The 23925-nt window shown below is 67.9% G+C and carries 22 protein-coding genes; 15 read left to right on the top strand and 7 right to left on the bottom strand.

Annotated features, from left to right (window positions below; all coding sequences use genetic code 11):
• Position 1: 1 nt before the first annotated feature.
• The gene (locus AC3ITN_RS19085; protein ID WP_489391543.1) at positions 2–1237 is read right to left on the bottom strand and encodes a glycosyltransferase; all 1236 of its coding nucleotides are present in this window, start codon (positions 1235–1237) and stop codon (positions 2–4) included.
• Between the two features lie 165 nt (positions 1238–1402).
• On the opposite strand from AC3ITN_RS19085, the gene AC3ITN_RS19080 reads away from it, so the two are divergent.
• The 12 genes from AC3ITN_RS19080 to AC3ITN_RS19025 all read left to right on the top strand — a co-directional run bounded on the left by AC3ITN_RS19080 (position 1403) and on the right by AC3ITN_RS19025 (position 14345).
• Complete coding sequence (locus AC3ITN_RS19080; RefSeq protein ID WP_489391542.1) at positions 1403–1897, top strand: hypothetical protein; 495 nt, start codon at positions 1403–1405, stop codon at positions 1895–1897.
• Between the two features lie 435 nt (positions 1898–2332).
• Positions 2333–2569, top strand: coding sequence for a 50S ribosomal protein L28 (rpmB, locus tag AC3ITN_RS19075; protein WP_313347422.1), 237 nt, complete (start codon positions 2333–2335; stop codon positions 2567–2569).
• A 10-nt stretch (positions 2570–2579) separates the two neighbouring features.
• A complete protein-coding gene (gene rpmG / locus AC3ITN_RS19070; protein ID WP_170272460.1) occupies positions 2580–2747 on the top strand; it encodes a 50S ribosomal protein L33 in 168 nt (55 codons plus the stop codon).
• A 120-nt stretch (positions 2748–2867) separates the two neighbouring features.
• A complete protein-coding gene (gene cls / locus AC3ITN_RS19065; protein WP_489391541.1) occupies positions 2868–4286 on the top strand; it encodes a cardiolipin synthase in 1419 nt (472 codons plus the stop codon).
• Between the two features lie 21 nt (positions 4287–4307).
• Positions 4308–5717 carry an FAD/NAD(P)-binding protein gene (locus AC3ITN_RS19060; protein ID WP_489391540.1) on the top strand — a complete coding sequence of 470 codons (1410 nt, stop codon included), beginning with the start codon at positions 4308–4310 and terminating at the stop codon, positions 5715–5717.
• Between the two features lie 86 nt (positions 5718–5803).
• Positions 5804–6766 carry a subclass B3 metallo-beta-lactamase gene (bla, locus tag AC3ITN_RS19055; protein WP_489391539.1) on the top strand — a complete coding sequence of 321 codons (963 nt, stop codon included), beginning with the start codon at positions 5804–5806 and terminating at the stop codon, positions 6764–6766.
• A gap of 34 nt (positions 6767–6800) precedes the next feature.
• Positions 6801–8993 (top strand): DNA helicase II, encoded by a 2193-nt coding sequence (uvrD, locus tag AC3ITN_RS19050; RefSeq protein ID WP_489391538.1) that lies wholly within the window; start codon positions 6801–6803, stop codon positions 8991–8993.
• 14 nt (positions 8994–9007) lie between these two features.
• Entirely contained in the window at positions 9008–9310 is a 303-nt protein-coding gene (locus AC3ITN_RS19045; RefSeq protein ID WP_489391537.1) for a phosphotyrosine protein phosphatase, read from the top strand.
• Positions 9311–9402: 92 nt separating this feature from the next.
• Positions 9403–9957: a hypothetical protein gene (locus AC3ITN_RS19040; protein ID WP_489391536.1), complete on the top strand. Its 555-nt coding sequence runs from the start codon at positions 9403–9405 to the stop codon at positions 9955–9957.
• Between the two features lie 434 nt (positions 9958–10391).
• Positions 10392–10658: a hypothetical protein gene (locus tag AC3ITN_RS19035; protein ID WP_489391535.1), complete on the top strand. Its 267-nt coding sequence runs from the start codon at positions 10392–10394 to the stop codon at positions 10656–10658.
• Between the two features lie 247 nt (positions 10659–10905).
• Complete coding sequence (locus AC3ITN_RS19030; protein ID WP_489391534.1) at positions 10906–13794, top strand: hypothetical protein; 2889 nt, start codon at positions 10906–10908, stop codon at positions 13792–13794.
• A 104-nt stretch (positions 13795–13898) separates the two neighbouring features.
• Entirely contained in the window at positions 13899–14345 is a 447-nt protein-coding gene (locus AC3ITN_RS19025) for a universal stress protein (protein ID WP_313347445.1), read from the top strand.
• A gap of 19 nt (positions 14346–14364) precedes the next feature.
• Here the strand turns inward: AC3ITN_RS19025 and AC3ITN_RS19020 are convergent, their stop codons facing one another.
• Entirely contained in the window at positions 14365–14604 is a 240-nt protein-coding gene (locus AC3ITN_RS19020) for a hypothetical protein (protein WP_313347447.1), read from the bottom strand.
• A 2-nt stretch (positions 14605–14606) separates the two neighbouring features.
• On the bottom strand, positions 14607–14885 hold the full coding sequence (locus tag AC3ITN_RS19015; protein WP_313347449.1) for a DUF2782 domain-containing protein: 279 nt from the start codon (positions 14883–14885) through the stop codon (positions 14607–14609).
• 97 nt (positions 14886–14982) lie between these two features.
• Between AC3ITN_RS19015 and polA the strand changes: the two genes are divergently transcribed.
• From polA to AC3ITN_RS19000, 3 genes are all read left to right on the top strand, one after another.
• Positions 14983–17754, top strand: a complete 2772-nt coding sequence (gene polA / locus AC3ITN_RS19010) for a DNA polymerase I (protein ID WP_489391533.1) — start codon at positions 14983–14985, stop codon at positions 17752–17754.
• A gap of 367 nt (positions 17755–18121) precedes the next feature.
• Entirely contained in the window at positions 18122–18604 is a 483-nt protein-coding gene (locus tag AC3ITN_RS19005; protein ID WP_489391532.1) for a DUF421 domain-containing protein, read from the top strand.
• Between the two features lie 105 nt (positions 18605–18709).
• Positions 18710–19303, top strand: coding sequence for a hypothetical protein (locus AC3ITN_RS19000; RefSeq protein WP_489391531.1), 594 nt, complete (start codon positions 18710–18712; stop codon positions 19301–19303).
• Between the two features lie 12 nt (positions 19304–19315).
• Here the strand turns inward: AC3ITN_RS19000 and hemF are convergent, their stop codons facing one another.
• The 4 genes from hemF to AC3ITN_RS18980 all read right to left on the bottom strand — a co-directional run bounded on the left by hemF (position 19316) and on the right by AC3ITN_RS18980 (position 23696).
• The gene (gene hemF / locus AC3ITN_RS18995) at positions 19316–20212 is read right to left on the bottom strand and encodes an oxygen-dependent coproporphyrinogen oxidase (RefSeq protein WP_489391530.1); all 897 of its coding nucleotides are present in this window, start codon (positions 20210–20212) and stop codon (positions 19316–19318) included.
• A 66-nt stretch (positions 20213–20278) separates the two neighbouring features.
• Positions 20279–20881: a hypothetical protein gene (locus tag AC3ITN_RS18990; RefSeq protein ID WP_489391529.1), complete on the bottom strand. Its 603-nt coding sequence runs from the start codon at positions 20879–20881 to the stop codon at positions 20279–20281.
• Positions 20882–20913: 32 nt separating this feature from the next.
• Positions 20914–21333: an NUDIX hydrolase gene (locus AC3ITN_RS18985; protein ID WP_489391528.1), complete on the bottom strand. Its 420-nt coding sequence runs from the start codon at positions 21331–21333 to the stop codon at positions 20914–20916.
• Complete coding sequence (locus AC3ITN_RS18980) at positions 21330–23696, bottom strand: S9 family peptidase (protein WP_313347464.1); 2367 nt, start codon at positions 23694–23696, stop codon at positions 21330–21332. The genes AC3ITN_RS18985 and AC3ITN_RS18980 overlap by 4 nt, the downstream gene beginning before the upstream one ends.
• Positions 23697–23925: the final 229 nt, after the last annotated feature.

Raw genomic sequence — 23925 nt, 5'->3', positions numbered from 1 at the left:
TCTATCCGGGCAACGCCCTGCCGTTGGTAGGGCGTTGCCACTGTTCGATAATCCCAACGGCCTTTCCAACGCCGTCTTCCGTTGCCATTGCCCGGCCCAATGCTGCGGCACGCGCCCGCGTGTCTGCGTCCTCGGCTACTGCAATCGCGCGGTCCAGCGTCTGCGCATCAATATGATTGGCTGAAAGCGGCTCGGCAGCCACACCCATTTCCTGCAACCGCGCCGCCCAGAAGAACTGATCGGCCGCGAACGGCATCACCAACGACGGCACGCCCGCGCGACACGCCGAATGGGTCGTGCCGCTGCCGCCGTGGTGGATCACCAGCGAGCACCGTGGAAACAGCGCCTCGTGCGGGGTGGGACCTACAACAAACACGTCTGCGGGCAGCGGTCCGTCGGGAAGGCCCGCCCAGCCAGGGAACAGCAGCACCCGGCGCGGTGCCAGCGCTCGCAGCAGTGCCGGCAGCACGGTGTTGCGATCAAACCCGGTCATGCTGCCAAAGCCCACATACACCGGCGGTGGTCCAGCATCGACAAAGGCCTGCAGTTCTGGTGTTGGCTGCCAGGCCGCATCCGGTGCGCGCCACTGGCCGCACACGTGATGATTCACCGGCCAGTCCGCAGGCGGCGGCACCAGGCTCGGCGAGATGCCATACAACATCGGAAGATCGCGCCACAGTGAACGACGCGCCGGCATGCCGAGCGCCCGTCGGGCGTCGTTGATCGGCGCACGGAACGTGCGCCACACCGCGTGATTGACCAGCGCGTAGCTGAGCCGGTTGAGCATGCCGGGCAGGCGCAGGCGTGGGAGGAAGGGAGAGGCGAACGCGCGGGTAGGGGTGAGCGGAATCATGCCGGTGCCGATCGCAGGCACGCCGTGGTGTTCGGCCACCGTCATGCCCACAAACGCGGCCAGCCCGCCGGTCAGCACCGCATCGCAGCCTGCGGCGGCCGCATCGGCCTGCCGCATCCACGCCGGCACATGCCGTTGCGCCATGCGCGCCAGTCCCCGCGAGGCGGCCGCCATGTTGTTGCCACGCGACACCAGCGCCACCACTTCGTCATGGATGTCGCCCTCGAGCGCTGCATGCGGAACGCCCAGCGCCTGCGCGCTACCCAGCGTGCCACCCTCGGCCAGCAGCATCACTTCATGGCCTGCCGCCTGCAGCCCATGGCACAGCATCACCAGCGGCCGGGTGTCGCCTTCTGTTCCATAGGTCACGGCGAAAAGTCGCATGGACGCATCCGATGATCGAAAGCTGAAGTATCCGCATGCGGTGTGCAGAACGGGTCTATCCCGCCGCCGCCATTGTCAGATCTGATAAGCGCGTCAAACCTCTCGGCAATGCCCGGCGACTAGTCTCTTGAGCATCGGCCAGAATTGCGCTCAAGGTAGTAGACGTTGTCGTACGGCACTTTCATCGCAGGCGCAGTTCGATATGACCTCAGCCATCTCGATCCGTTCTCGGTGCAGGTGATGGTCCATGGCGTACTGGTCGATGTGGACGTGAGCTTCAGCTTCCATGTCTTCACCGACCAGAAGGGCAGGGGGCCTCGCTTCCCGCACCATGCAGAGGAACGGTACTTCTGCGTGAAGCGATACCAACTCAGCCACACGGTGGCGGACTTCATGCGCGGCCCCTTTTTCGACGCTTCGGTGCGGCGGCATGTTCGCATCGTGGCGGGTGAACCGCATGAGCAGTACTTCTGCACCGACCTGGACCGTGGCGACATCATCTGGACGCGGATATCGCGCCGGGAGCGGCAGAACCGCGTGCGCGTCTGGGTTGTCAGCGCCTACAACCGCGACTGGCAGGGCATGGTGCTCCCCCGTGGGCAGGGACTGTTCCGCGTGCAGAAGATATTGGCACACAAGCTGGGCATTCCCCGGCCCTGACAAAAAAGGCACCCCATCGCTGGGGTGCCCTGGAATTACGATCTCGGTAAGGGTGGAGCGCGTCGGCTTGCGCCTATCCCGCCAATGGCTGAGGAAAGAACGGACCGGGTCCGTCTTCGCAGCGCTACTATCCCGTTTCCGGGTCCCGATCAGCAGCACTTGGTAAAATCATGGCACGGGGTCGCCCCGCCGTACAGGGGCAAGAGCGCCAATATTCAGGTTCCACCTGTGGATAACCCCTTGCTTTACGGGTGCCGCACGTGCATAATGCGCGGCTCGCTGTGTCCGGATTTGTCCGGATCGGCGGCCGGGAACACGTCATCCGGCCTGCCCTCGACAGCGTAACCCTTTGATTCTCATGACGTGTGGCGGGAAACCGTCGAGGCCGCCGTCGCCCGGGCTATGGGCCGACACTTACTTTCATCGAGGTGCGCAATGTCCCGCGTATGCCAAGTTTCCGGCAAGCGAGTGCAGACGGGTAACAACGTCTCGCACGCCAACAACAAGACCCGTCGTCGTTTCCTGCCCAACCTGCACGAGCGCCGCTTCTGGGTTGCCAGCGAAAACCGCTGGGTCAAGCTTCGTGTTTCCGCGCATGCACTGCGCACCATCGACAAGAACGGCATCGAGTCCGTTCTGGCTGAGCTGCGTGCGCGCGGCGAAAAGGTCTGAGGAGTAGACGATCATGGCAGGCAAGCGCGATAAGGTCCGTATGATTTCGACCGCCGGTACCGGTCACTTCTACACGACCGACAAGAACAAGAAGAACACCCCCGGGAAGATGGAATTCTCGAAGTACGATCCGGTCGTGCGCAAGCACGTCCCGTACAAGGAAGGCAAGATCAAGTAATCCCTCACCGGATTGCTCGATGCCAACGAAGAACCCGCCTCACGGCGGGTTTTTTGTTGCCTGCGCGGCCGTGCACGGCGCCCATGGCAGAATGGGTGACACCTCCCGCCGGGCGACGCGATGCTGTTCGAATGGCTGCTGGGTTCATGGCTGTTGCTGCTGGACTGGCTGATCCGGCTGGCCGCGCTGTTCTGGATTCCCACCCGGACCACCCCGGGTGCCGCGCGCAGCTGGCTGCTGCTGGTGGGCTTCGTGCCGCTGCTGGGGTTGCCGTTGTACCTGCTGTTTGGCCACCCCTGGTTGTCGCGCCAGCGCGTGCAGCGCCAGGCCGAGGCCTCCCAGGTGATCCGTGAGGAACAGGCGCTGCAGCCGCCGCTGCGCTGGACGCCACTGCCCGACACCGCCACCGCCGAGATGGTGCCGCTGATTGAACGGCAGGGCGATTTCATGCCGGTGCACGGCAACGCGGTCGAGCTGCTGGCGGATTACGACGCGTCGCTGCAGACGCTGGTCGAGGACATCGACCAGGCCTGCGAGCGCGTGCACCTGCTGTACTACCTGATGTTCGACGATGCCGTCGGCGAGGCCATCGTCCAGGCGCTGCAGCGCGCCGCCGCGCGTGGCGTGCATTGCCGCGTGCTGCTCGATGCGGTGGGCGCCAAGCGCGGCCTGCGCCGCTACCGCCACCGGCTGCAGGCGCTGGGCGTGGACGTGCGCGCGATGCTGCCCGGCGGCCTGCGCTGGCGCCGCAGCGGGCGCATGGACCTGCGCAACCACCGCAAGATCGCCGTGATCGACAATCGCGTGGGCTACATCGGCTCGCAGAACCTGGCCCAGGCCGGGTTCGTGCCCGGGTTCCCCAACCGCGAACTGGTGGCACGCGTGCGCGGCCCCGCCGTGGCGCACCTGGAGGCGGTGTTCGCCAGCGACTGGTACATGGAAACCGGCCAGCGCCTGGAGGTGATGACCGTCGAGCCGGTCTGCGCCGATGACGTGCCCATCCAGCTGCTGCCCAGCGGTCCGGCGTATCCCTTCAGCAACGCGCGTGACGCAGTGAATGCGTTGATCCACCTCGCACGCCGGCGCATCGTGCTGGTCACGCCGTACTTCGTGCCCGACGAAGCCACGCTCAGCGCGCTGCGCATCGCCGCGCTGTCCGGCGTGCAGGTGCAGCTGATCCTGTCGGCCAGCAGCAACCAGCGCCTCACCGCGTGGGCACAGGAGGCGTACTACGACGAGCTGCTGCGCAGCGGCGTGCGCATCGCGCTGTACGAGCCGCATTTCCTGCATGCCAAGCACCTCACCGTCGACGAGGACATCGCGTTGGTGGGCTCGATCAACCTGGATATCCGCTCGTTCGCGCTCAATGCCGAAATCGGCATGCTCTGCTACGACCGGGGATTGGTGCGACAGCTCATCCAGATTGAAGACGACTACCTGCGGCAGTCGCGCCAGCTGGACCTGAAGGCGTGGCGGCAACGCGCGGCATGGCGGCGCAGCCGTGAAGGCATCGCGCGCCTGGCCGATGCGCTGATGTAGCGCACAGGACGCGGCGCGGCCATGACCTACAATCAGGGCATGACCGACTCCGAATCCATGTTCCAGGCCGACCTGGCCATCGTCGGCGGTGGCGCGGCCGGTGCGCTGGTGGCGCTCAACGCGCTGCGCAGCGCCACCTCGGCCGTGCAGATCGTGCTGTTCGAACCCGCCTCCACCCTGGCCCAGGGCATTGCCTACGCCACGCCGTGGCCGGAACACCTGCTCAACGTGCCGGCCGGCAAGATGAGTGCCCTGCCGGAATCGCCCGCCGACTTCGTGGACTACCTGCTCGCGGCCGACGCCGTGCCGGGCATGCCGCGTGAGGCGCTGGCCGACGCCTACCTGCCTCGCCGCCAGTATGCCGCGTACCTGCAGCAGCGCCTTGCCGATGCCGAAGCGCAGAGCCCGGCGCAGTTGCGCGTGGTGCACGCGGCCGTGATGGCGCTGGTGCCCGGCGCGGCGCGGCAGCACCTGCGGCTGGCCGACGGCGGCGAGTGGCAGGCGCGGCAGGTGGTGCTGGCATGCGGCAACAGCATGCGCCCGCTGCCTGCGCCCGGCGCCGAAGCGTTGCCGCCCGGGCGGGTGGTGGACGCATGGGACTACGACGGCGTGCGCATGCTCGCTGGCGAGGGCGACCTGGCCATCGTCGGCTCGGGCCTGAGCATGGCCGACAGCGTGGTGGCACTGGCCAACGCCGGGCACCGTGGCCGCATCCATGTGATCTCACGGCATGCGCTGCTGCCGCTGCCGCATGCCCACGCCGGCGTCGCCGGCTTCGATCCGCAGCCGCTGCTGGGCCTGCCGTTGCGGGCCCGCATGCGCGCGCTGCGCGGGCATGTACGCGATGCGGCGGCACAGGGCGTGCCGTGGCAGGGTGTGATGGACCGCATCCGACCGCTGGGGCAGGCGCTCTGGCAGGGGCTGGATGACGTCGACCAGCGCCGCTTCCTGCGCCATGTGGTGCGCTACTGGGACGTGCACCGCCACCGCATCGCCGAAACGGTGCACGCGCAACTGGCGGCGCTGGAGCAGTCCGGCCAGCTGCAGCGGCACCGTGCGCGGCTGGGTACGGTGCTGGTGCTCGATGGCACCCTGCAGCTGCACGCGCAGGGGCCGCACGGTGGCATGGACCCGTTGCGCGTGGGCGCGGTGATCAACGCCACGGGCGTGGAAACCCGCGCGCTGGCCATGCGCAACCCATTGCTGCAGCAACTGCTGGCCGACGGCTACGCGCGTCCCGGCCCGCACGGCCTGGGCCTGGACAGCGACGCTGTCGGCCACCTGTTCAACGCGCAGGGCCGGCCGCAGCCGGGCGTCCAGGTGGTCGGCAGTCTGCGCATCGGCACGTTGTGGGAAAGCCTGGCCATTCCCGAACTGCGCGTGCAGGCCCAGCAGGCGGCGGCAGGCGCGCTGCCCACGGTGCAGGCATAACGCCGGCTCATGCCTGCACTTCGTAATTCGCGTTGGTAGGGCAATCCTCACCGCCTTAGGCTCCTGTCACGACCACGGAGACACAGATGCCCATTTCCCGCGCGACGCCTGCCCTGCATTTCCACCGCGTCTGCGCACTGGCCGCCGCACTGCTGCTGGCCGCGTGCCAGTCGGCGACCGCCGGTGCCACGGTGGGCACCGCAGCGCCTGCCAGCGCCACCAATGCCGTGGCCGCGTGCCCGGCGAACGCCACGGCGATGGACGGCTGGAATGATCGCGCCCCGCCGCGCCGCATCTTCGGCAACACCTGGTACGTGGGCACCTGCGGGCTGTCGGCAGTGCTGGTGACGTCGGACCAGGGGCATGTGCTGATCGATGGCGCCACCGAACCGGCCGGTCCGCTGATCCTGGCCAACATCCGTGCACTGGGTTTCGATCCCCACGATGTGAAGTACCTGCTCAACTCGCATGCGCATTACGACCATGCCGCCGGCCTGGCCTACCTCCAGCGCATGACCGGTGCGCCGCTGCTGGCGCGCGGGCCGGGCGCATCCACCCTGCGCACCGGCAGGAGCGACCGCAGCGACCCGCAGCAGCTCGAGCTGTTGGAGGGGTTCCCCGCCGTCGCAAAGGTGCAGGTCATCGCCGATGACGCCACCGTCCGGGTCGGGCCATTGGCGCTGACCGCGCATGCCACGCCCGGCCATACCCCGGGCGGCACCAGCTGGACCTGGCGTTCCTGCGAGGCCGATCGCTGCTACGACCTCGCCTACACCGACAGCATCAGCGCCATTTCGGACGCCCAGTACCGCTATGCCGACCACCCCGACGCCGTGGCCGCATTCCGCCGCGGCCTGGACACGCTGGCCTCGCTGCCCTGTGATATCCAGATCTCCCCGCACCCGGCCGCCAGCGACCTGTTCGCCCGCCTGCGCGGAGACCCGGGCACGCCCCTGGTGGACCCCGGGCGATGCCAGCGCTACGCGCAGACGGGCCGGGCCAATCTGGACGCCCGCCTGGCCGATGAGGCGGCCGGTCGCAAACCCTGACGCAGCGATGGCGCGGAGGGCGTAAAATGGGCGGATGGATGTCTCCCACTTGCTCGACGGGCTCAACCCCGCCCAGCGCGAAGCTGTGTCCGCCCCGCCCGGCCACCATCTGGTGCTTGCCGGTGCCGGTTCCGGCAAGACCCGCGTACTTATCCACCGCATCGCCTGGCTGAACGAGGTCTGCGGTGTGCCGACCCATGGCATTTTCGCGGTGACCTTCACCAACAAGGCCGCCGGCGAGATGCGCCACCGCATCGACCTGCAGCTGGCGCAGGGCAGCCGCGGCGCGTGGATCGGCACCTTCCACGGCCTGGCCCACCGTCTGCTGCGCCTGCACTACCAGGAGGCCAAGCTGCCCGACAGCTTCCAGGTCCTGGACTCCGACGACCAGCTGCGGCTGGTCAAGCGCGTGGTGCAGCAGCTGGAGATCGACGACAGCAAGCATCCGCCCAAGCAGATTGCCTGGTGGATCAACGAGCAGAAGGACGAGGGCCGCCGCCCGCAGCACATCCAGCCCGAGCCGCACGATGCGTGGCTGGAGACAATGCGCCAGGCATATGCGGCCTACCAGGAGCGCTGCGACCGCGCCGGCCTGGTCGACTTCGCCGAGCTGCTGCTGCGCGCCCATGAGCTGCTGCGCGACAACCCCGCGCTGCTGGCCCATTACCGCTCGCGCTTCCGCGAAATCCTGGTGGACGAGTTCCAGGACACCAACGCCATCCAGTACGCCTTCGTGCGCGTGCTGGCCGGCGACAGCGGCCACGTGTTCGTGGTCGGTGACGATGACCAGGCCATCTACGGCTGGCGCGGTGCCAAGGTCGAGAACGTGCAGCGCTTCCTGAAGGATTTCCCGGGCGCACAGACCGTGCGCCTGGAGCAGAACTACCGCTCCAGCGCCAACATCCTCGGCGCGGCCAATGCGGTGATCTCGCACAACCCCGACCGCATTGGCAAGGAGCTGTGGACCGACAGCGGCGACGGCGAGCAGATCGATCTGTACGCGGCCTACAACGAAATGGACGAGGCGCGTTACGTGGTCGAGCGCACCCGCCAGTGGGTGCGCGATGGCGGCAGCTACGGCGATGCCGCGGTGCTCTACCGCAGCAACGCGCAGTCGCGCGCCTTCGAAGAAGCCCTGATCTCAGAGCAGGTGCCCTACCGCGTATACGGAGGCATGCGCTTCTTCGAGCGGGCGGAAATCAAGGACGCGCTGGCCTACCTGCGGCTGATGACCAACCGCAACGATGACGCCGCGTTCGAACGCGCGGTCAACACGCCCACCCGTGGCATCGGCGACCGCACGCTGGACGAAGTGCGCCGTCTGGCGCGCCACCAGGCGATCTCGCTGTGGGAAGCCACCATGCTGACCACGCAGGGCAACGAACTGGCCGCGCGTGCCCGCAACGCGCTGGCCGGCTTCCTGACCCTGGTCAACCAGCTGCACGCCGAAGCCGGCGAGATGACGCTGGCCGAACGCATCGACCACGTGCTGGTGCGTTCGGGCCTGCGTGAGCACTGGTCCAAGGAAAGCCGCAATGCGCTGGATTCGGAATCGCGCGCGGACAACCTGGACGAACTGGTCTCGGTGGCCTCGCGCTTCACCCGCCGCGAGGACGACGTCGAGGAAACCGGCGAGACCATGAGTGAACTGGTCGCCTTCCTGTCCTATGCCTCGCTGGAAGCCGGTGAAGGCCAGGCCCAGGCGGGCGAGGAAGGCGTGCAGCTGATGACGCTGCACTCGGCCAAGGGCCTGGAGTTCCCCATCGTGTTCCTGGCCGGCATGGAAGACGGGCTGTTCCCGAGCGCACGCTCGCTGGAAGAGAGCGGACGGCTGGAAGAAGAGCGCCGGCTGGCCTATGTGGGCATTACCCGCGCACGCCAGAAGCTGGTGCTCAGCTATGCCGAATCGCGTCGCATCCACGGCCAGGAGAACTACAACGTGCCCTCGCGCTTCCTGCGCGAGATCCCGCGCGAGCTGCTCAACGAAGTGCGCCCGAAGGTACAGGTCTCGCGCACGGCGTCGCTGGGCGCGAACCGGGTGATGGGCCATGCCGCGATCGAGGCGCCGCCGCTCAAGCTGGGCGCGATGGTCACCCACGCGCGGTTTGGCGAGGGTATGGTCACCGACTACGAAGGCAGCGGCGCGCACGCGCGCGTGCAGGTGGAATTCGCCGAGGCCGGCAGCAAGTGGCTGGTGATGGCCTACGCCAACCTGACCGTGCTTTGACCGGCGTTTCAGGGATGACCCGCCACGTCTCTTCGTCTGGTAGAACCACGCCCTGCGTGGCTTCGCGGGGCCGAACGGGGCGCAGCCACGCAGGGCGTGGCTCTACCGACGCCGACGTCCCGGTCAGTCCGGAGCTGTTGCAGTGGGCGGACCTGATCTTCGTGATGGAGCGGGCGCACCGTACGCGGCTGTCCAGCCGCCACCGGAAATGGTTGAACGGCACGCGGGTGATCTGCCTGGACATCCCCGATGACTACGATTTCATGGCGCCGGCACTCGTCGAGCTGCTGAAAAAGAAGGTGGTTCCGCACCTGTAGGGCCATGCCCTGCGTGGCTGCACGGTCTACGGGCACCTCAGCCACGCAGGGCGTGGCTCTACAATCCATCCATCCATTTCCTGGTATTCCCCATGTCCACCACCCCCGTCTCGATCACCGTCAAACTCAACGCCCGCCTTCAGCCCGAGCACCGCCTGCAGCTGTTCGAAGATCCGCTCGACGCGATGCTGGAAGCGGCGGGCATCGGTGAAATCATGGGGGGCGGTACCGCGCTGTCCGACGAGGGTGAAGTGGAGTACGGCGATCTGGAGATCCAGCTGCACGACGGCGCCGCGCTGGCGCAGGTCATCGAGCTGCTCGAACAGCTCGGCGCACCCAAGGGCTCGCTGATCCAGCGCGTGGGCGAGGCCGACCTGCCGTTCGGCATCACCGAAGGGCTGGGTCTGTACCTTGACGGCGTGAACCTGCCGGATGAGGTGTACGAACAGTGCGATTCGAATTACGTGTTCGACCAGATCGTGGAGCGCATCGACGGCCATGGTGAAATCTGCAGCTGGTGGCAGGGACCGAGCGAGACGGCGCTGTATCTGTATGGCGCCTCGTTCGAGACCCTGCGCGAGCGCATTGCCGAGCTGCTGGCCACGTACCCGCTGTGCCAGGGCGCGCGCGTCGTTCAGATTGCCTGAGCCGCGGCGCGGCGCCGACCTGTAGTGCCGACCTGTAGTGCCGACTGTTAGTCGGCAACACGCCAACACGCCAACGCAGCAACGCGGCAACGCCGCAAAAGCAGCTGACTAACAGTCGGCTCTACCGGCCAATCAAACCCAGATCAAAGGCCGGATCAAAGGCCAGATCAAGGTTGTTTCCTCCCTGTCCACGTTCCCATTCACTCGTTTCGTATTATTGCTTGGTAGACGCGTGATCGGAGCGGTTAGCCGTGACCGGTCAATAGCTGGAGCCGGCTCCAGCCGCGCCGCGAAGCGCCATCCCTTTCCGGTGTCCCCTGCTTCGCTCCCGGTGAAACGCGACTCATCCCGGATTTCACACGCTTCGTCGCGTGCGGCTTGTGCGACCCCGGCCACGCGCCCAGAGTCTGGCGCTGTCTGCTGGGAGCACGCACATGAACAAGGGAATCCCGTACCTGTTGACTGCACTGGTCGCGCTGACGCTGTCGGCGGGCTGGGCGGCGCCGGTGCTGGCCTTGTTCGAACGTGCGGCGGCATGCCTGGGCGCGGGCGGCAGCGTTGACCTGCTGCGGCTGCGCTGCACGCCACCGACGGGCGTGCTGGGCAGCTGGGAGATGTGGACGGCCGCCGTCGTGATCGCCCTCGTCATCTTGCCGGTTGCGACATCGCGGGTACGGCGATCCCGCCAGCTGCGACCGTAGGCGCCCGCAGCGCGCCCTCCAGCGACCGGGGAGGGACGGCCTGCGGCAGTGGCGGCCGCGCGGGTTTGCAACCAGTCCGAGGTCTGCAGGGCAGGGCTGGCTGGTAGTGTCCGTGCCCCATCAATCAGGCACGCCAAAATTGATAAGCAGCATCGAACACAGGAGAGCGTCGCTGCCGTGTCTTCCACACCCAGGTGACGACCGCACTGCCTTGCACGACACACCGCCCAGTGTGGTGATATCCGACGTGCGCAATGCGCCCTCGACAAAGCGACCGAGCCTGGACTTCACCGGCTGCAAGGCAACGCCCTGGCAGGGCGCGGGCAGCCAGAAGGCGGTCATGGTCATGCGCGGCGAGGACGCGTGGCGGATCAAGGCAACCGCCGACGGTCGCAGCAGCGCGATGGAAGTCACCTTGGGAAAGCTGTTCCAGCTCACCGGCCTGCTGGCGCCGGATACCGAGCTGGTGGAGCCGCTCGCCGGCCTGCCCACGTCGGGCGACGGCGTCGGGTCGCGCTACGAACCGGGTTTCCAGGATCTGGGCGATTTCCTTGCGAGCGACGCGGCCGTGGCCGCAGTGGCCGAGGCGACACCATCATCGCGACGGTCGTACGTGGCGCTGCAGGCGCAGCACGCCGGCGCCATCGCGGCCAATGCCACGCTGCTGCACCACGCGGGTGTCGAATGGTGGGCCCTGGGCGAGGCCGACGCCGCCCTGCACGCGGCCAACGACCGCCTGCGCTTTGACGCACTGGAGGCGATGAACGGCATGCTGCCCGAGGCCATGCGCTGCGAGCAGCTGCGCCACTACATCGCGTCGCGTTGGCTGGACAACTGGGACCATCTCAATTATCGGCTGGAAAACTTCGGGTACACCGAACGCGACGGCCAGCACGTGGGGATGTCGCTGGACTTCGGTTCCTGCGGACCGCTGGGCTTCCGGAGTCTGCACACCGGCCAGATGCTGCCCAAGCAGCTCAGTGGCGAGGTGGCCATCCTGCAGCGGCCCGGGTCGTTGTTTCCGATCCCACCGGCGTTTACCGACGGTGTGGCGCGGTTCGATGCATTGAACGACGATCCCGGTGCGCTGCATGACACCACCCGCTGGCCCTACGGTTTCCAGTCGGAAAGCATCGCCGCAATGTTCCGGCCACCGGTGGCGCCCACGCCCGGCGTTGCCGACACCCTGGCCGAGATGGGCTACCGCCTGTCGCTGTTGCCGGCAGCCGCCATTGCGACGGTGCTGGAGCGGCACTGGCCGGCTCCAGCCGATGCTGACGCATCGGCGTGGCCGGACGCGGCGACCATGACCCAACGCATGCTCGCCCGGCGCGACGCCATGCTGGCGCGCTTCGATCCAGCCCAGATGTCAGCCTGGGTGCAGGCCGATCCAGCACGCGCCGGGCGGGTCTGCCGCGAGGTCAGCGACGCCCTCCAGGCGGTCCTCGGATCGGGCACCGACCGCGTGGAAGACGTCCGGCGTACCTACGCCGCCCTGCTGCAAGCGGCGCCCACCGCGCAGCCCGCATCTGCACCGGCTGCCGCCATCAACGGCGCCTGCCCGGAAATCCAGTGCCTGCAGGCGCTGCACGACGCGTTGGAGCAGCTGGATCGCGCGTGGGAGGACGGGCGCCCGCCGCTGATCCGTGCCGCCGCCGCTGCACTGGTGGCACCGGTGGTGCATGAACCCATGCAGCGCATGCTGCGGCTGGGTCCGGGCCGCGCACCGCGCACCCTGGAGGCGTTCCTGGCCAACCATGCCTGGCTGCTGGTCGTGGACCGCTTGGTCGACGCCGGTCAGCTGCCGGCTGCGGACGTGGCCGCGCTGTTGCTGACACCCACCCCTGAGGCAGCCTACCCGCCGAACGTGGCCGCTTGGTCGGAGCGGCATCCGCAGCTGGGGATCGCCTTCATCCAGCTGATGGACACGCTGATAGCGCATGGCGTGCCTGCCCGGCAGCTGCGCACCGGGCTGTTGACCGCCAAGCATCCGGGCACGCCCGGTTACTACGCCGAGGTGCTGCGCAACAACGCCTCGCGCGGCTGGGTCGAGCGCCTGCAGCACAGCGGGCTGTGGCCGGATGCAGACGACCTGCAGGTGAAATCGCTGCGCTCGCGCGCTTCCTTTGCGGCGCGCAGCCACCTGCCGGGCGGGCGCGCCAGCATTGCCCAGCCCCGCCTTGCCCACGAGCAGCAACACATGGCCCTGAAGCCCTTGGTCGCAACGCTGCGCCAGGCCTATGCCCCGGAGCGGCTGGTCGCGCTGGAGCTGGATTGGCTGCGGCAGGAAGCCATCGCATCGGTGGGGCTGATCCACCGCGACGAACGCGATGCACTGTCCAGGCAGGTCACGCAGGCGGTCGAGACCGCGTGGGCCCAGGCAGTGAAGAAGCACGGCCTGCCGCGCGACCCGGTGCCGGCCGAATTGATGGAGGCCCAGCAGCGTGAGGCCGGCAACCGCTACGAACGCGACATGTGGGCGCTGCGCCAGGACGATGCCGAACGGCTCATCGCGCGGGCCGCGCAGGTATACCGTGACGCGGTCCTGGCCGACCCGGCGCTGTCCGCGGAGGCGCGCCACGGCTTGTTCACCGCGGCCGTCCGCACGGCGGTGAGCGATGTGCAGGCGATGGTGTCCGATGCCGCGCGGACCGGCCCGCCGGAGGTTGACGTACCGGCGCTGGGCGACCAGGTGGGGCGCCGCGCGCAGGCGCTGTCCATGGCACAACGCACCGTGCAGAGGGAGGCGGGCAAGCGCGCTGAACGCGGTGCCTCTGCCGAGGCGGCCCGGCGCACGGACGACGAGGTCAAACGCGCCGGGCGCGCGGCGGCCGACCAGCTGCAGCGCAGCGCGGCATTGCTGGCGTTCCAGAAGACGTCGGAACAGGCCCGCGCATCCACCCGGGCACGGGCCACCCAGGAGGCCGAGGCCCGCGCCGCACGGGTCGGCGAGGCCAAGACCGAGCGCATCGCCCAGCGCCTGACCAGCCTGAAAAACTTCAGGCAGGGCTTGGAGATGGACAACGAGATCAGCGCGCGCCTGGCGCGGTTGCGCACGCCGGACCAGCAGGCATCGGCCGTGCGGGCGGCGGAGTTCCTGGATGACACGGGGCGACCCCGCGTTGCCTACCGCTGACGGCTGCCGGCTGGCGCGGACCGGTACCGATTGATCACGCTCAAGGCATCGCCTGCACGGCAGGTGTGCAATGGTGACCCCGACTACCCACCAAGGAGCCCGCCATGTACAAGCGCATCCTGATTGCCACCGATGGTTCCGAGCTGTCCGAAAAGGGCCTGCTCAAGGGCCTGGAACTGGCCCGCGACCTCAACGCCGAGATCGATATCGTCACCGTCTCCGAGCCGTGGGCGGTGGGCATGTACGACGCCATGGGCTGGAGCGTGGGCTACATGAACAGCCCCGAGTACAAGGCTGACCGGGAAGAGACCGCACAGAAGGTGCTGGCCCCGGCCAAGGCCGCCTGCGAGGCGCAGGGGCTGCGCGCCGCCACCGTGCACGTGCTGGACCGCTATGCCGCCGACGGCATCATCGACACGGCTGTCGAGCGAAACAGCGACCTGATTGTGATGACCTCGCACGGGCGCCGCGGCATGACCCGCGTCCTGCTCGGCAGCCAGACCGCCGAAGTACTGGCACGCAGCACCGTACCGGTGCTGGTCATCCGGTAGCGCCGGCCAGCGGCCGGCATTACGGGCGCAGCTTCAGTGTCTGCGATTCATCCAGGCTGCCATCGGGCTGCAGCACCACATAGCGCTCGCCGCTGCGGTCGAACAGCACCGGCACCGGGTCGCGGAACAGCGGCCGGCGCACGAAGCGCAGTTCCCAGCCAAAATGCTCCAGCGTGTCCACGGCCTGGCGCTGCTCGGGGGTCAGCCCCGCACGCAGGGCGGCGGGGTCGGGTGGCTGGCGGCGTTCAGGCGTACTCACACTCACCAGCTGTAGAGCTTCCAGTACACCGGGGACACGCCATCCTTGTCGTTGTCCATGCGCCCGTCGCCATCGCTGTCGTACATGTAGTACGGCGCGCCGCGCGAGGGGCTCACCTTGACCATGCGCAGCTGGCCGCCGACCCGGAACTCTTCGATGGTGTCGCCATTGTCCAGCACGCGCTTGGACACATCGGCGCCACTCACATCCACCGGGCCCGCGCCGCCACCGGTAGCGCATCCGGCCAGCACGAGCAGGCCAGCCAGCAACAGAGTCTTCATGGGCCGTGGTTCCTGGGTCAGGGGGGCGTTGATTATGCCCCATGGTCCGTGACGTCGGCGCCGAGAATGGCCGTGGCCGGGCGCGTAGAATCGTCGCATGAGCCGATTAGTCCTGATTGACGGGTCCAGTTACCTGTACCGCGCGTTCCACGCGCTTCCGCCGCTGACCAATGCCGCCGGTGAACCCACCGGTGCACTGTTTGGCGTGGTCAACATGCTGCGCGCCACCCTGAAAGAGCGTCCCGAGTACGTGGCGTTCGTGGTCGATGCGCCCGGCAAGACCTTCCGCGACGACCTGTATGCCGACTACAAGGCCAACCGCCCGCCGATGCCCGACGACCTGCGCCCGCAGGTCGAGCCGATGTGTCGCATTGTCGAGGCGCTCGGCCTGAGCATCCTGCGCATTCCCGGCGTGGAGGCCGACGATGTGATCGGCACGCTGGCGCTGCAGGGGCACCGCGACGGAATGACGGTGACCATCTCCACCGGCGACAAGGACTTCGCGCAGCTGGTGCGCCCCGGCATCGAGCTGGTCAACACCATGACCGGCAGCCGCATGGACTCGGACGCGGCGGTGATGGAGAAGTTCGGCGTGCGCGCCGACCAGATCGTGGACCTGCTGGCGTTGATGGGCGACACCGTGGACAACGTGCCCGGTGTGGAGAAGTGCGGCCCCAAGACGGCGGCCAAGTGGCTGGCCGAGTACCAGACCCTGGACGGGGTGATGGCCGCCGCGCCGGGCATGAAGGGCAAGATCGGCGAAAACCTGCGCGCGGCGCTCGAGCGCCTGCCGCTCAACCGCGAGCTGGTCACCATCCGTACCGATGTGGCGCTGGAGTCCAGCCCGCAGACCCTGGCCCTGCGCGATCCGGACGTGCCCGCCCTCGGAGAGCTGTACCTGCGCTATGGCTTCACCCAGGCGCTGAAGGAGCTGGGAGGGCCGGTCCCGGCACCGGCAGGCGCCAGCGACGCCCCGGTGAGCCTGCGCGGCACCGCCGCCGGGTATGCCCGGTCCCCGTCGGAGGACGCGGCGGTGGCGATCGACCCGGCGCTGTCCGCGCCCGGCGAGTACGAGATGGTGCTGACCACCGAACAGCTCGACGCCTGGGTGCAGCGGCTGGCCGAGGCCGAGCTGATCTCATTCGATACCGAGACCGACGCGCTGGACGCCATGCGCGCCAACCTGGTGGGCATCAGCCTGGCGGTCGAGCCGGGCCGGGCCGCCTACATCCCGGTCGGCCACGATTACCCGGGCGCGCCGGCCCAGCTGCCCCGCCAGCAGGTGCTCGATGCGCTGCGCCCGGCCCTGGAAGACCCGCGCAAGAAGAAGCTCGGCCAGCACGGCAAGTACGACCTGCACGTGCTGCGGCGGCATGGCGTGGACCTGCAGGGCTACCACGACGACACCATGCTCGAGAGCTTCGTGCTCAATTCCACCGCCACGCGCCATGACATGGACTCGCTGGCGATGCGCTACCTGGGCTACACCACGGTCAAGTTCGAGGAGGTGGCCGGCAAGGGCGCCAAGCAGATCTCGTTCTCGCAGGTGGGCCTGGACGAGGCCTGCCGCTACGCCGCCGAAGATGCCGATGTCACCCTGCGCCTGCATCACGCCCTGCAGCCGCAGCTGCTGGCGACGCCCTCGCTGGACAGGGTCTACCGCGAGATCGAAATGCCGCTGGTGCCGGTGCTGGCGCGGATCGAGTCCAACGGCGTGCACATCGACATGACCGAGCTGCGCCGACAGAGCCAGGACCTGGGCGTGCGCATGCTGGCCGCCCAGCAGAAGGCCACTGAACTGGCCGGGCACACCTTCAACCTGGATTCGCCCAAGCAGCTGCAGGCGGTGCTGTTCGACGAACTGAAGCTGCCGGCGCTGGTGAAGACCCCCAAGGGCCAGCCCAGCACCAACGAAGAGGCCCTGGAGGCGATTGCCGAACAGCATGAGCTGCCCCGGGTGATCCTGGAGTACCGGGGCCTGGCCAAGCTGCGCAGCACCTACACCGACAAGCTGCCGGAGATGGTCAACCCGGACACCGGCCGCGTTCACACCAGCTACCACCAGTCCGGCGCGGCCACCGGCCGGCTGTCCTCGTCCGATCCGAACCTGCAGAACATCCCGATCCGCACCGAGGACGGCCGCCGCATCCGCCGCGCCTTCGTGGCCCCGGCAGGGCACAAGATCCTGGCCTGCGACTACTCGCAGATCGAGCTGCGGATCATGGCCCACCTGTCCGAGGACCCGGGCCTGGTGCGGGCCTTCGAGCAGGGCGTGGACGTCCACCGTGCCACGGCCGCCGAGGTGTTCAGCCGCGCGCTGGATGAGGTCACCCCGAACGAGCGCCGCGCCGCCAAGGCCATCAACTTCGGCCTGATGTACGGCATGAGCGCGTTCGGCCTGGCGCGCAACCTGGGCATCGACCGGGGCCAGGCGCAGGACTACGTGGCGCTGTACTTCAGCCGCTACCCCGGGGTGCGCGATTTCATGGAGCGCATGCGCCAGCAGGCCCGCGACCAGGGCTACGTGGAGACCCTGGAAGGCCGCCGGCTGTACCTGAACGACATTCACGCCCGCAACCAGGGCCTGCGGGCCGGGGCCGAGCGGGCCGCCATCAACGCGCCCATGCAGGGCACGGCGGCGGACATCATCAAGCGCGCCATGGTGAAGGTGGACGACTGGCTGCAGGGCCAGGGCGGCCGCGCCCGCATGATTCTGCAGGTGCACGATGAACTGGTATTCGAAACCGAAAGCGAGTTTCTCGAGACCTTGCGCGCGCAGGTGGTGGAGTTGATGTCGTCTTCAGCCCAATTGCGCGTTCCGCTGGTGGTCGATGCGGGCGTCGGTGATAACTGGGATGAGGCACATTGAGACGTATTTCACGCCAAATTAGCTGAATTGGTTCATTGCAGGCACATAAACTGACTCGTGGATGAATGTTTCTGATTTCACTCCCGGATTAATTGGGCGCCTTCACGAACTATCAATGTTCGAGGTGCTTTTATAGACCCCGACAGGCGCAATGCCTGTTGTGGATCTCTCCCATCCCCTGGAGCAGATCTCGGAACGGGGGCTACTCCCCAAGCGCCCGTTCCCCGGCCCCGCTGACCTCCCCCTGGTCGGCGGGGCTTTTTATTTTGGGCTTCCTGCTTTCCCCCGGCACATCGGCGCCCCATTCCTTCTTGCCCCTTTCGCGCCCTCGCGCCCATGCTGCACGCCTACTCAACGGGGACGTTCCATGAGCGATCTGTTCGACCTGGCCATGCCGTGGTGGGAATTCATCCTGCGCGCGGTGGTGGTCTACGTGGTGGTGCTGGGCATGGTGCGGTTGTCCGGCAAGCGCGCACTGGGGCAGATCACTCCGTTCGATGTGCTGCTGATCGTCCTGCTGGGCAACGCGGTGCAGAACGCGCTGCTGGGCAAGGACACCTCGCTGGGCGGTGGCCTGCTGCTGGCCGCCACGCTGATCGGCATCAACTACGGCGTCGGCTGGCTGACCACGCGCAGCCGCCGCATCGAGTCGCTGGTCGAAGGCGAGCCGGTGTTGATCGCGCGCGACGGCAAGCTGCTCGACTCGGTCCTCAAGCGCGAACTGGTCACGCCGTCGGACGTGGAGGCTGCGCTGCGCCAGCAGGGCTGCCTGCAGATCGGCGATGTCGCGCTGGCGGTGCTGGAAATCAACGGGCACATCACCATAGTGCCGAAGAAGTCGCAGACCTGAGAGGCCGCGTGAGCGGAAGCTGCAAGTGTCTGCATGGGTGAAGTGCTGCAATGAGCGTCCTGACGGGCGCCTGCTGTAGGTATCCGCTTCACAGAGACATGCCCCATGCCCTACCCTGTTTTGACCTTGACGCCGGCAAGCAGGGTCGCGACGTGCGCCTCGCCGACCCCGTCTTCCGAATGGGAATGCCCCCCGCCGACCTACGCCGAAACCATGCGTACGGAGCGCTGCAATGGCGGCGCGATGCGCCACCCTCAACACATCGCAAACAGTGCGTTTGCCGGGCGCTGCGAGGCACCGGTGCAGTCCCGGGTGGTCCGAACGGTGGCGCTACCTCCTGTTCTGTACAAGATGTTCAACGCGCATGGGAAAGCGATCCAGCGGAGCGAGGAACAACTGAACAAGTCACTTAAGCGTCAGGAAAAACGCCAGGACGCGTTGAGAATGGCAAGATGCAATCTTGATGGCGCGCTTGATGACGCGTCATTTGAGGCAGCGAACAGGGATTCGCTTGCATTCCTTGGAGCCGGCTTGTTCGACGAGGATGCGAAGGAATATTGGCTGGAGAAGGCGGAAAAGCGGGTCCAGGCAGCGGAAAAGAGCTTGAAGAAAGCCAATGACCGCGTAACCCATTACGGCCAAAAGCTGGAGGTACAGCGGGCAGCGCGCCACGGCTTTGAGGAGGCCTACCTGTCGTAGCGCACGGTTGCCCTACACCCACTCCCGCGGCACCAGGTAATCGCCCAGCCGCGCTTCGGCGCTGCCGGGCTCGGCCTGGAAGCCGTATTCCCAGCGCACGCGCGGCGGCAGGCTCATCAGGATGCTCTCGCTGCGGCCACCACTCTGCAGGCCGAACAGCGTGCCGCGGTCGTAGACAAGGTTGAACTCCACGTAGCGGCCACGCCGGTACAGCTGGAACTCGCGTTCGCGTTCTCCGTACGGCGTGTCCTTGCGGCGCGCCACGATCGGCAGGTAGGCGTCGAGGAAGCCGTCGCCCACCGCACGCAGGTAGGCGAAGTCGCGCTCGAAGTCGCCGTGCAGGTCATCGAAGAACAGCCCGCCTACGCCGCGGGTCTCGTTGCGGTGGCGCAGGAAGAAGTACTCGTCGCACCAGCGCTTGTGCGCGGCATGACGTTCCTCGCCGAACGGCGCACACAGGTCATGCGCCGTCTGGTGCCAGTGGCGCACATCCTCGTCGAACGGATAGAACGGGGTCAGGTCGAAGCCGCCACCGAACCACGACGCCACCTGCACGCCATCGCGCTCGGCGCTGAAGTAGCGCACGTTGGCGTGGGTGGTGGGCAGGTAGGGGTTGAGGGGGTGGAACACCAGCGACACGCCGGTGGCGCGCCAGGAGGCCCCCGCCAGTTCCGGCCGGTTGGCCGACGCCGACGGCGGCAGGCGCGTGCCGGACACGTCGGAGAAGCCAATGCCGGCCTGCTCGAACACCGCGCCGTCGCGCAGGATGCGGGTGCGGCCGCCACCGCCTTCCGCGCGCTGCCACAGGTCTTCGGCAAAACGGGCCTGGCCGTCGGCGGCCTCGATGGCCGCGCAGATGCGGTCCTGCAGGTCGGTCAGATAGCTGCGTACGCGGTCGAAATCGTTCATGGGGGTACTTTAGCGCAGGGGCAGCCAGGCATGGCCTGGCTCTACGCAGCCAGGCACGGCCTCGCTCTACGGCTTGGCGAAGAGGCGCTTCACATCCGGGCGCAGCAGGCGCAGCACCAGCCAGGCGTGCAACGCGGCGAAGGCAAGCGAGGTGATGATCATCATGCCCGTGTAGATCACGCGCTGCATGAGCAGCTCGCGGTGCACCTGGGCCGCGTCGGCGGCGTCCACGTTGGGCGGCAGGTGCACCATCAGCAGGCGGAACACCTCGTCCACCACCCACGCGCCGGCAAAATTGAGCACGGCAGTGACCACCAGCAGCACGATGAACGTCCACAGCGCCCAGCGATACCGGCGCAGCAGGCCCCAGCTGGCAAGGGCACCGGCCACGCTGAGCACCGTCAGTGCGACATTCACCGCCACGGCGTGGCGACTGAACCAGCGCAGCGACGGCGGCATCCATGACAGGTCCGAGTCCTGCAGCAGGTCCTGCAGCCAAGCCGACTTGGACAGCACCACGGCCAGTACCACGCCGCCGGCCCAGCACACCGCCGAGAGGATGCAGATCACCAGCACGGATTTGGCCAGGGGTGCGAGGAAGGCCGGTGTGTCGTTGCCCTTCGGGCGCGGAACGGCATGGGGCAGCAGCGGGGGAAGCGTCGAAGACATCCGGTGTCCTGGGGGGGAACGGGGGGGCGGCGTCAGCCCGTTGCGAGCGCGAGGGCGGCCGCGGGCAGGATATGGTCTTCGCTCAGTGGTGCCAAGCGACGCCCGTGCGGCGGTTGCATCGGCACCCAGGCCAGTTCGGCGATCTCGGCGCGCGCATCGGGCGTGCCCTGCACCTGCACCCACCAGGCCTGCGCATGTACGCGGCGGCCGGTTTCATGCACCGCCCAGTCGCTGAACGCGCCCAGCGGCACGGCGCTGGAGGGGTCCAGCGCCACGCCCAGTTCTTCCTCCAGCTCGCGCGCGAGCGCGGCCAGGGGTGCTTCGCCAGGCTCGGGCTTGCCGCCGGGCTGGATGAACACGTCCGAGCCGTGCTTGCGCACCACCAGCACGCGGTTCGTGCCATCGGTGATGACCGCGGCGACGATCCGTATCGGCGCCGCGTCGTGGCTCACTTCAGGTTTTCCTCGAACAGCTTGAGGATGCGCTTGTACTGGTCCAGCCAGGAATCGGCACGCACGTAGCCGTGGCGCTCCAGCGGGTAGGGCGCGATGCTCCAGTTGTCCTTGTGCAGCTCGATCAGCTTCTGGGTGAGGTTGACCGAGTCCTGGAAGAACACGTTGTCGTCCATCATCCCGTGCGCGATCAGCAGGTGGTCCTGCAGGCCGTCGGCGTATTCGATCGGCGAGGAGACGCGGTAGGCCTCCGGGTCGATGTCCGGGGTGTTGAGGATGTTGGCCGTGTAGCCGTGGTTGTACTGGTGCCAGTCGACCACCGGGCGCAGCGCGGCGCCGGCCTTGAACGTGCCCGGCGAGCGGAACAGGGCCATGAAGGTCATGAAGCCGCCGTAGGAGCCGCCGTAGATGCCGGCGTGGTCGCGGTCGCCCTGCTGGGTGGCCACCAGCCAGTCCAGGCCGTCCTTGTAGTCTTCCAGCTCGGGGTGGCCCATGTTGCGGTAGATCGCGGTGCGCCAGTCGCGGCCGTAGCCTTCGCTGCCGCGGTAGTCCATGTCCAGCACCACGTAGCCCTGCTGCACCAGCAGGTTGTGGAACATCTGCTCGCGGAAGTAGGCCGGGTAGCGCTGGTGCACGTTCTGCAGGTAGCCGGCACCGTGCACGAACATGGCGATCGGGTACTTCTTGCCCGGGTCCAGGGTCTCGGGGCCGTAGTACTTGGCCCACACCACGCCGGCGCCATGCTTGGACGGGACCTGCACCAGCTTGGGCTGGATCCACTGGCGCGCCTTGAAGGCGGCACTGCGGGTGTCGGTCAGCACCTTGGCCTGGCCACCGGCGGTGGGCACCACCGCCAGCTGGGCGGGCAGATAGGCGCCGGAGTAGCGCACCAGCAGCTGCTGGCCATCCGGGGACAGCGAGAAGTCCTCCACGCCGTTGAGCGAGGTCAGCTCACGCACCTGGCGCGAAGCGGTGTCCACCGCGCAGACCTCGTAGTCGCCCGGTGACTGCGGGTTGCACAGCACGTAGAAGCTGCGGCCGTCGGCGCTGGGCACCGGCATCGAGGTTTCCCACTTGCCGCTGGTGATCGCCTGCGGCTTGGCGGTGCCCTGCTGGGTGTACAGGTGCGAATACCCCGATTCCTCCGACAGCAGCCACAGCGTGCGGTTGTCATTGGACCAGCCGAAATCGTTGAAGCCCCAGTTGATCCAGGCGGCGTCGGTCAGGCGGTGGCGGTTCTGCAGCTTCGCCTCGGTCGGGCTGACGCTGGCAATCCAGCGGTCCTTGTTGTCGTTGGCGCGCAGCATGATGGCGGCCTGCTGGCCATCGCTGCTCCAGCGCACGCCTGGCGCGCCGGGGCCGCCCAGCACCTGCACCGGGCGGTTGCCCTTGAGGGCGTCCTTGCCGGCGGCCTTGCGCAGCGCGGCCAGCGGGTCGGTGGCGATGCCCGGCAGGGTGTCCAGCGACAGCGGCTTGACCGTGCCGGTGACGGCGTCGACCAGCCACAGCGCGTTCGGCTCCGGATCATTGCGGCCAACGCGGGTACGGGTGTCTTCGAACTCCTCGTAACCGGACTCGGTCACGTACTTGGGCATCTTGCCGCCACGGCCTTCATCGAAGCTCTTCGGCTTGGTGACCACGATCAGGCTGCGGGTGTCGGGCGACAGCGCGCTGTCGACGATCTCGACGTCGGCACCCAGGTACACCGGACCGGGGGCGCGGCTGCTGTCGGCGCGGCGCCAGCTGGCTTCCTGCTCCTTCAGCGCATCGCGCTGGGCGCGGTCGTTGCGCAGCGTGGCCAGGGTGCGCAGCTGCTGGTCGCGCAGCACGTCGGCCTTCGGCGCGTCATCCGGGTTCTTCTCGGCCTTCAGGCTGGCCACCTGCTGCACGCCGGCGGCGGCGGTCCAGTGGAACCAGTTCTGGCCGGTACGCCAGATCACCCCGCCGTCGCGGGCGAAGGTGGCCGCGCTGGCCTTCTCGGTGCTGCGGGTCAGCTGGGTCAGCGCGCCGCTGCGCAGGTCGCGCAGGAACACGTCGCCGTTGCGCACGAACACCGCGCGCTGGCGGGCGCTGTCGTACACCGGGCTGTCCACGTCCAGGGTGCCGCGCTGGTCATCGGCGACCTGGCTGGCCACGCCGCCGTTGACCGGCTGGCGGAACGTATCGCGGACAGGGCTGCCGCTGCGCTTGAGCTGGTACTCCACCTGCTGGCTGTTCCACGACCACCAGGCGCTCTCGACCGGCGGACCGATCCAGTCCGGGTCGGCCATGGCCTGTTCGATGGTGATCGGCGTCGGTGCCGCGTGGGCCGTACCGCCAAGGGCGGCGAGCAGCAGCAGGGACAAGGGCAGCGTTCTGGGCATTGCGGGCAGCACCGTAAAGGAAAACCCGGCAAGCGTAGCAGCCGTGCGGGTTCCGGGAAGGGGCCACAGGTCATGGGCTTCGCCCATGACCTGTGAATGGCATTCCACCTAAACCCCGCGCCGTTGGCGCGCCCCCTTCAACAAGAAGGGGGCTTTCCCCCAGGCGGAATCCGTAGCGCCACGCCCTGCGTGGCTGCCGTTGGCGGGCAACCTTGAACGACCCGCCAAC

The organism is Stenotrophomonas sp. KH_036_B (assembly GCF_057839485.1).
This window is presented reverse-complemented; position numbering and strand designations above follow the sequence as displayed.

Excerpts from the sequence above, each read along its gene's own strand:
- AC3ITN_RS19085 (WP_489391543.1), bottom strand. The coding sequence starts at position 1,237 with ATGCGACTTTTCGCCGTGACCTATGGAACAGAAGGCGACACCCGGCCG.
- rpmB (WP_313347422.1), top strand. The coding sequence starts at position 2,333 with ATGTCCCGCGTATGCCAAGTTTCCGGCAAGCGAGTGCAGACGGGTAAC.
- cls (WP_489391541.1), top strand. The coding sequence starts at position 2,868 with ATGCTGTTCGAATGGCTGCTGGGTTCATGGCTGTTGCTGCTGGACTGG.
- AC3ITN_RS19060 (WP_489391540.1), top strand. The coding sequence starts at position 4,308 with ATGACCTACAATCAGGGCATGACCGACTCCGAATCCATGTTCCAGGCC.
- bla (WP_489391539.1), top strand. The coding sequence starts at position 5,804 with ATGCCCATTTCCCGCGCGACGCCTGCCCTGCATTTCCACCGCGTCTGC.
- uvrD (WP_489391538.1), top strand. The coding sequence starts at position 6,801 with ATGGATGTCTCCCACTTGCTCGACGGGCTCAACCCCGCCCAGCGCGAA.
- AC3ITN_RS19045 (WP_489391537.1), top strand. The coding sequence starts at position 9,008 with ATGACCCGCCACGTCTCTTCGTCTGGTAGAACCACGCCCTGCGTGGCT.
- AC3ITN_RS19040 (WP_489391536.1), top strand. The coding sequence starts at position 9,403 with ATGTCCACCACCCCCGTCTCGATCACCGTCAAACTCAACGCCCGCCTT.
- AC3ITN_RS19035 (WP_489391535.1), top strand. The coding sequence starts at position 10,392 with ATGAACAAGGGAATCCCGTACCTGTTGACTGCACTGGTCGCGCTGACG.
- AC3ITN_RS19025 (WP_313347445.1), top strand. The coding sequence starts at position 13,899 with ATGTACAAGCGCATCCTGATTGCCACCGATGGTTCCGAGCTGTCCGAA.
- AC3ITN_RS19015 (WP_313347449.1), bottom strand. The coding sequence starts at position 14,885 with ATGAAGACTCTGTTGCTGGCTGGCCTGCTCGTGCTGGCCGGATGCGCT.
- polA (WP_489391533.1), top strand. The coding sequence starts at position 14,983 with ATGAGCCGATTAGTCCTGATTGACGGGTCCAGTTACCTGTACCGCGCG.
- AC3ITN_RS19005 (WP_489391532.1), top strand. The coding sequence starts at position 18,122 with ATGAGCGATCTGTTCGACCTGGCCATGCCGTGGTGGGAATTCATCCTG.
- AC3ITN_RS19000 (WP_489391531.1), top strand. The coding sequence starts at position 18,710 with ATGCCCTACCCTGTTTTGACCTTGACGCCGGCAAGCAGGGTCGCGACG.
- hemF (WP_489391530.1), bottom strand. The coding sequence starts at position 20,212 with ATGAACGATTTCGACCGCGTACGCAGCTATCTGACCGACCTGCAGGAC.
- AC3ITN_RS18990 (WP_489391529.1), bottom strand. The coding sequence starts at position 20,881 with ATGTCTTCGACGCTTCCCCCGCTGCTGCCCCATGCCGTTCCGCGCCCG.
- AC3ITN_RS18980 (WP_313347464.1), bottom strand. The coding sequence starts at position 23,696 with ATGCCCAGAACGCTGCCCTTGTCCCTGCTGCTGCTCGCCGCCCTTGGC.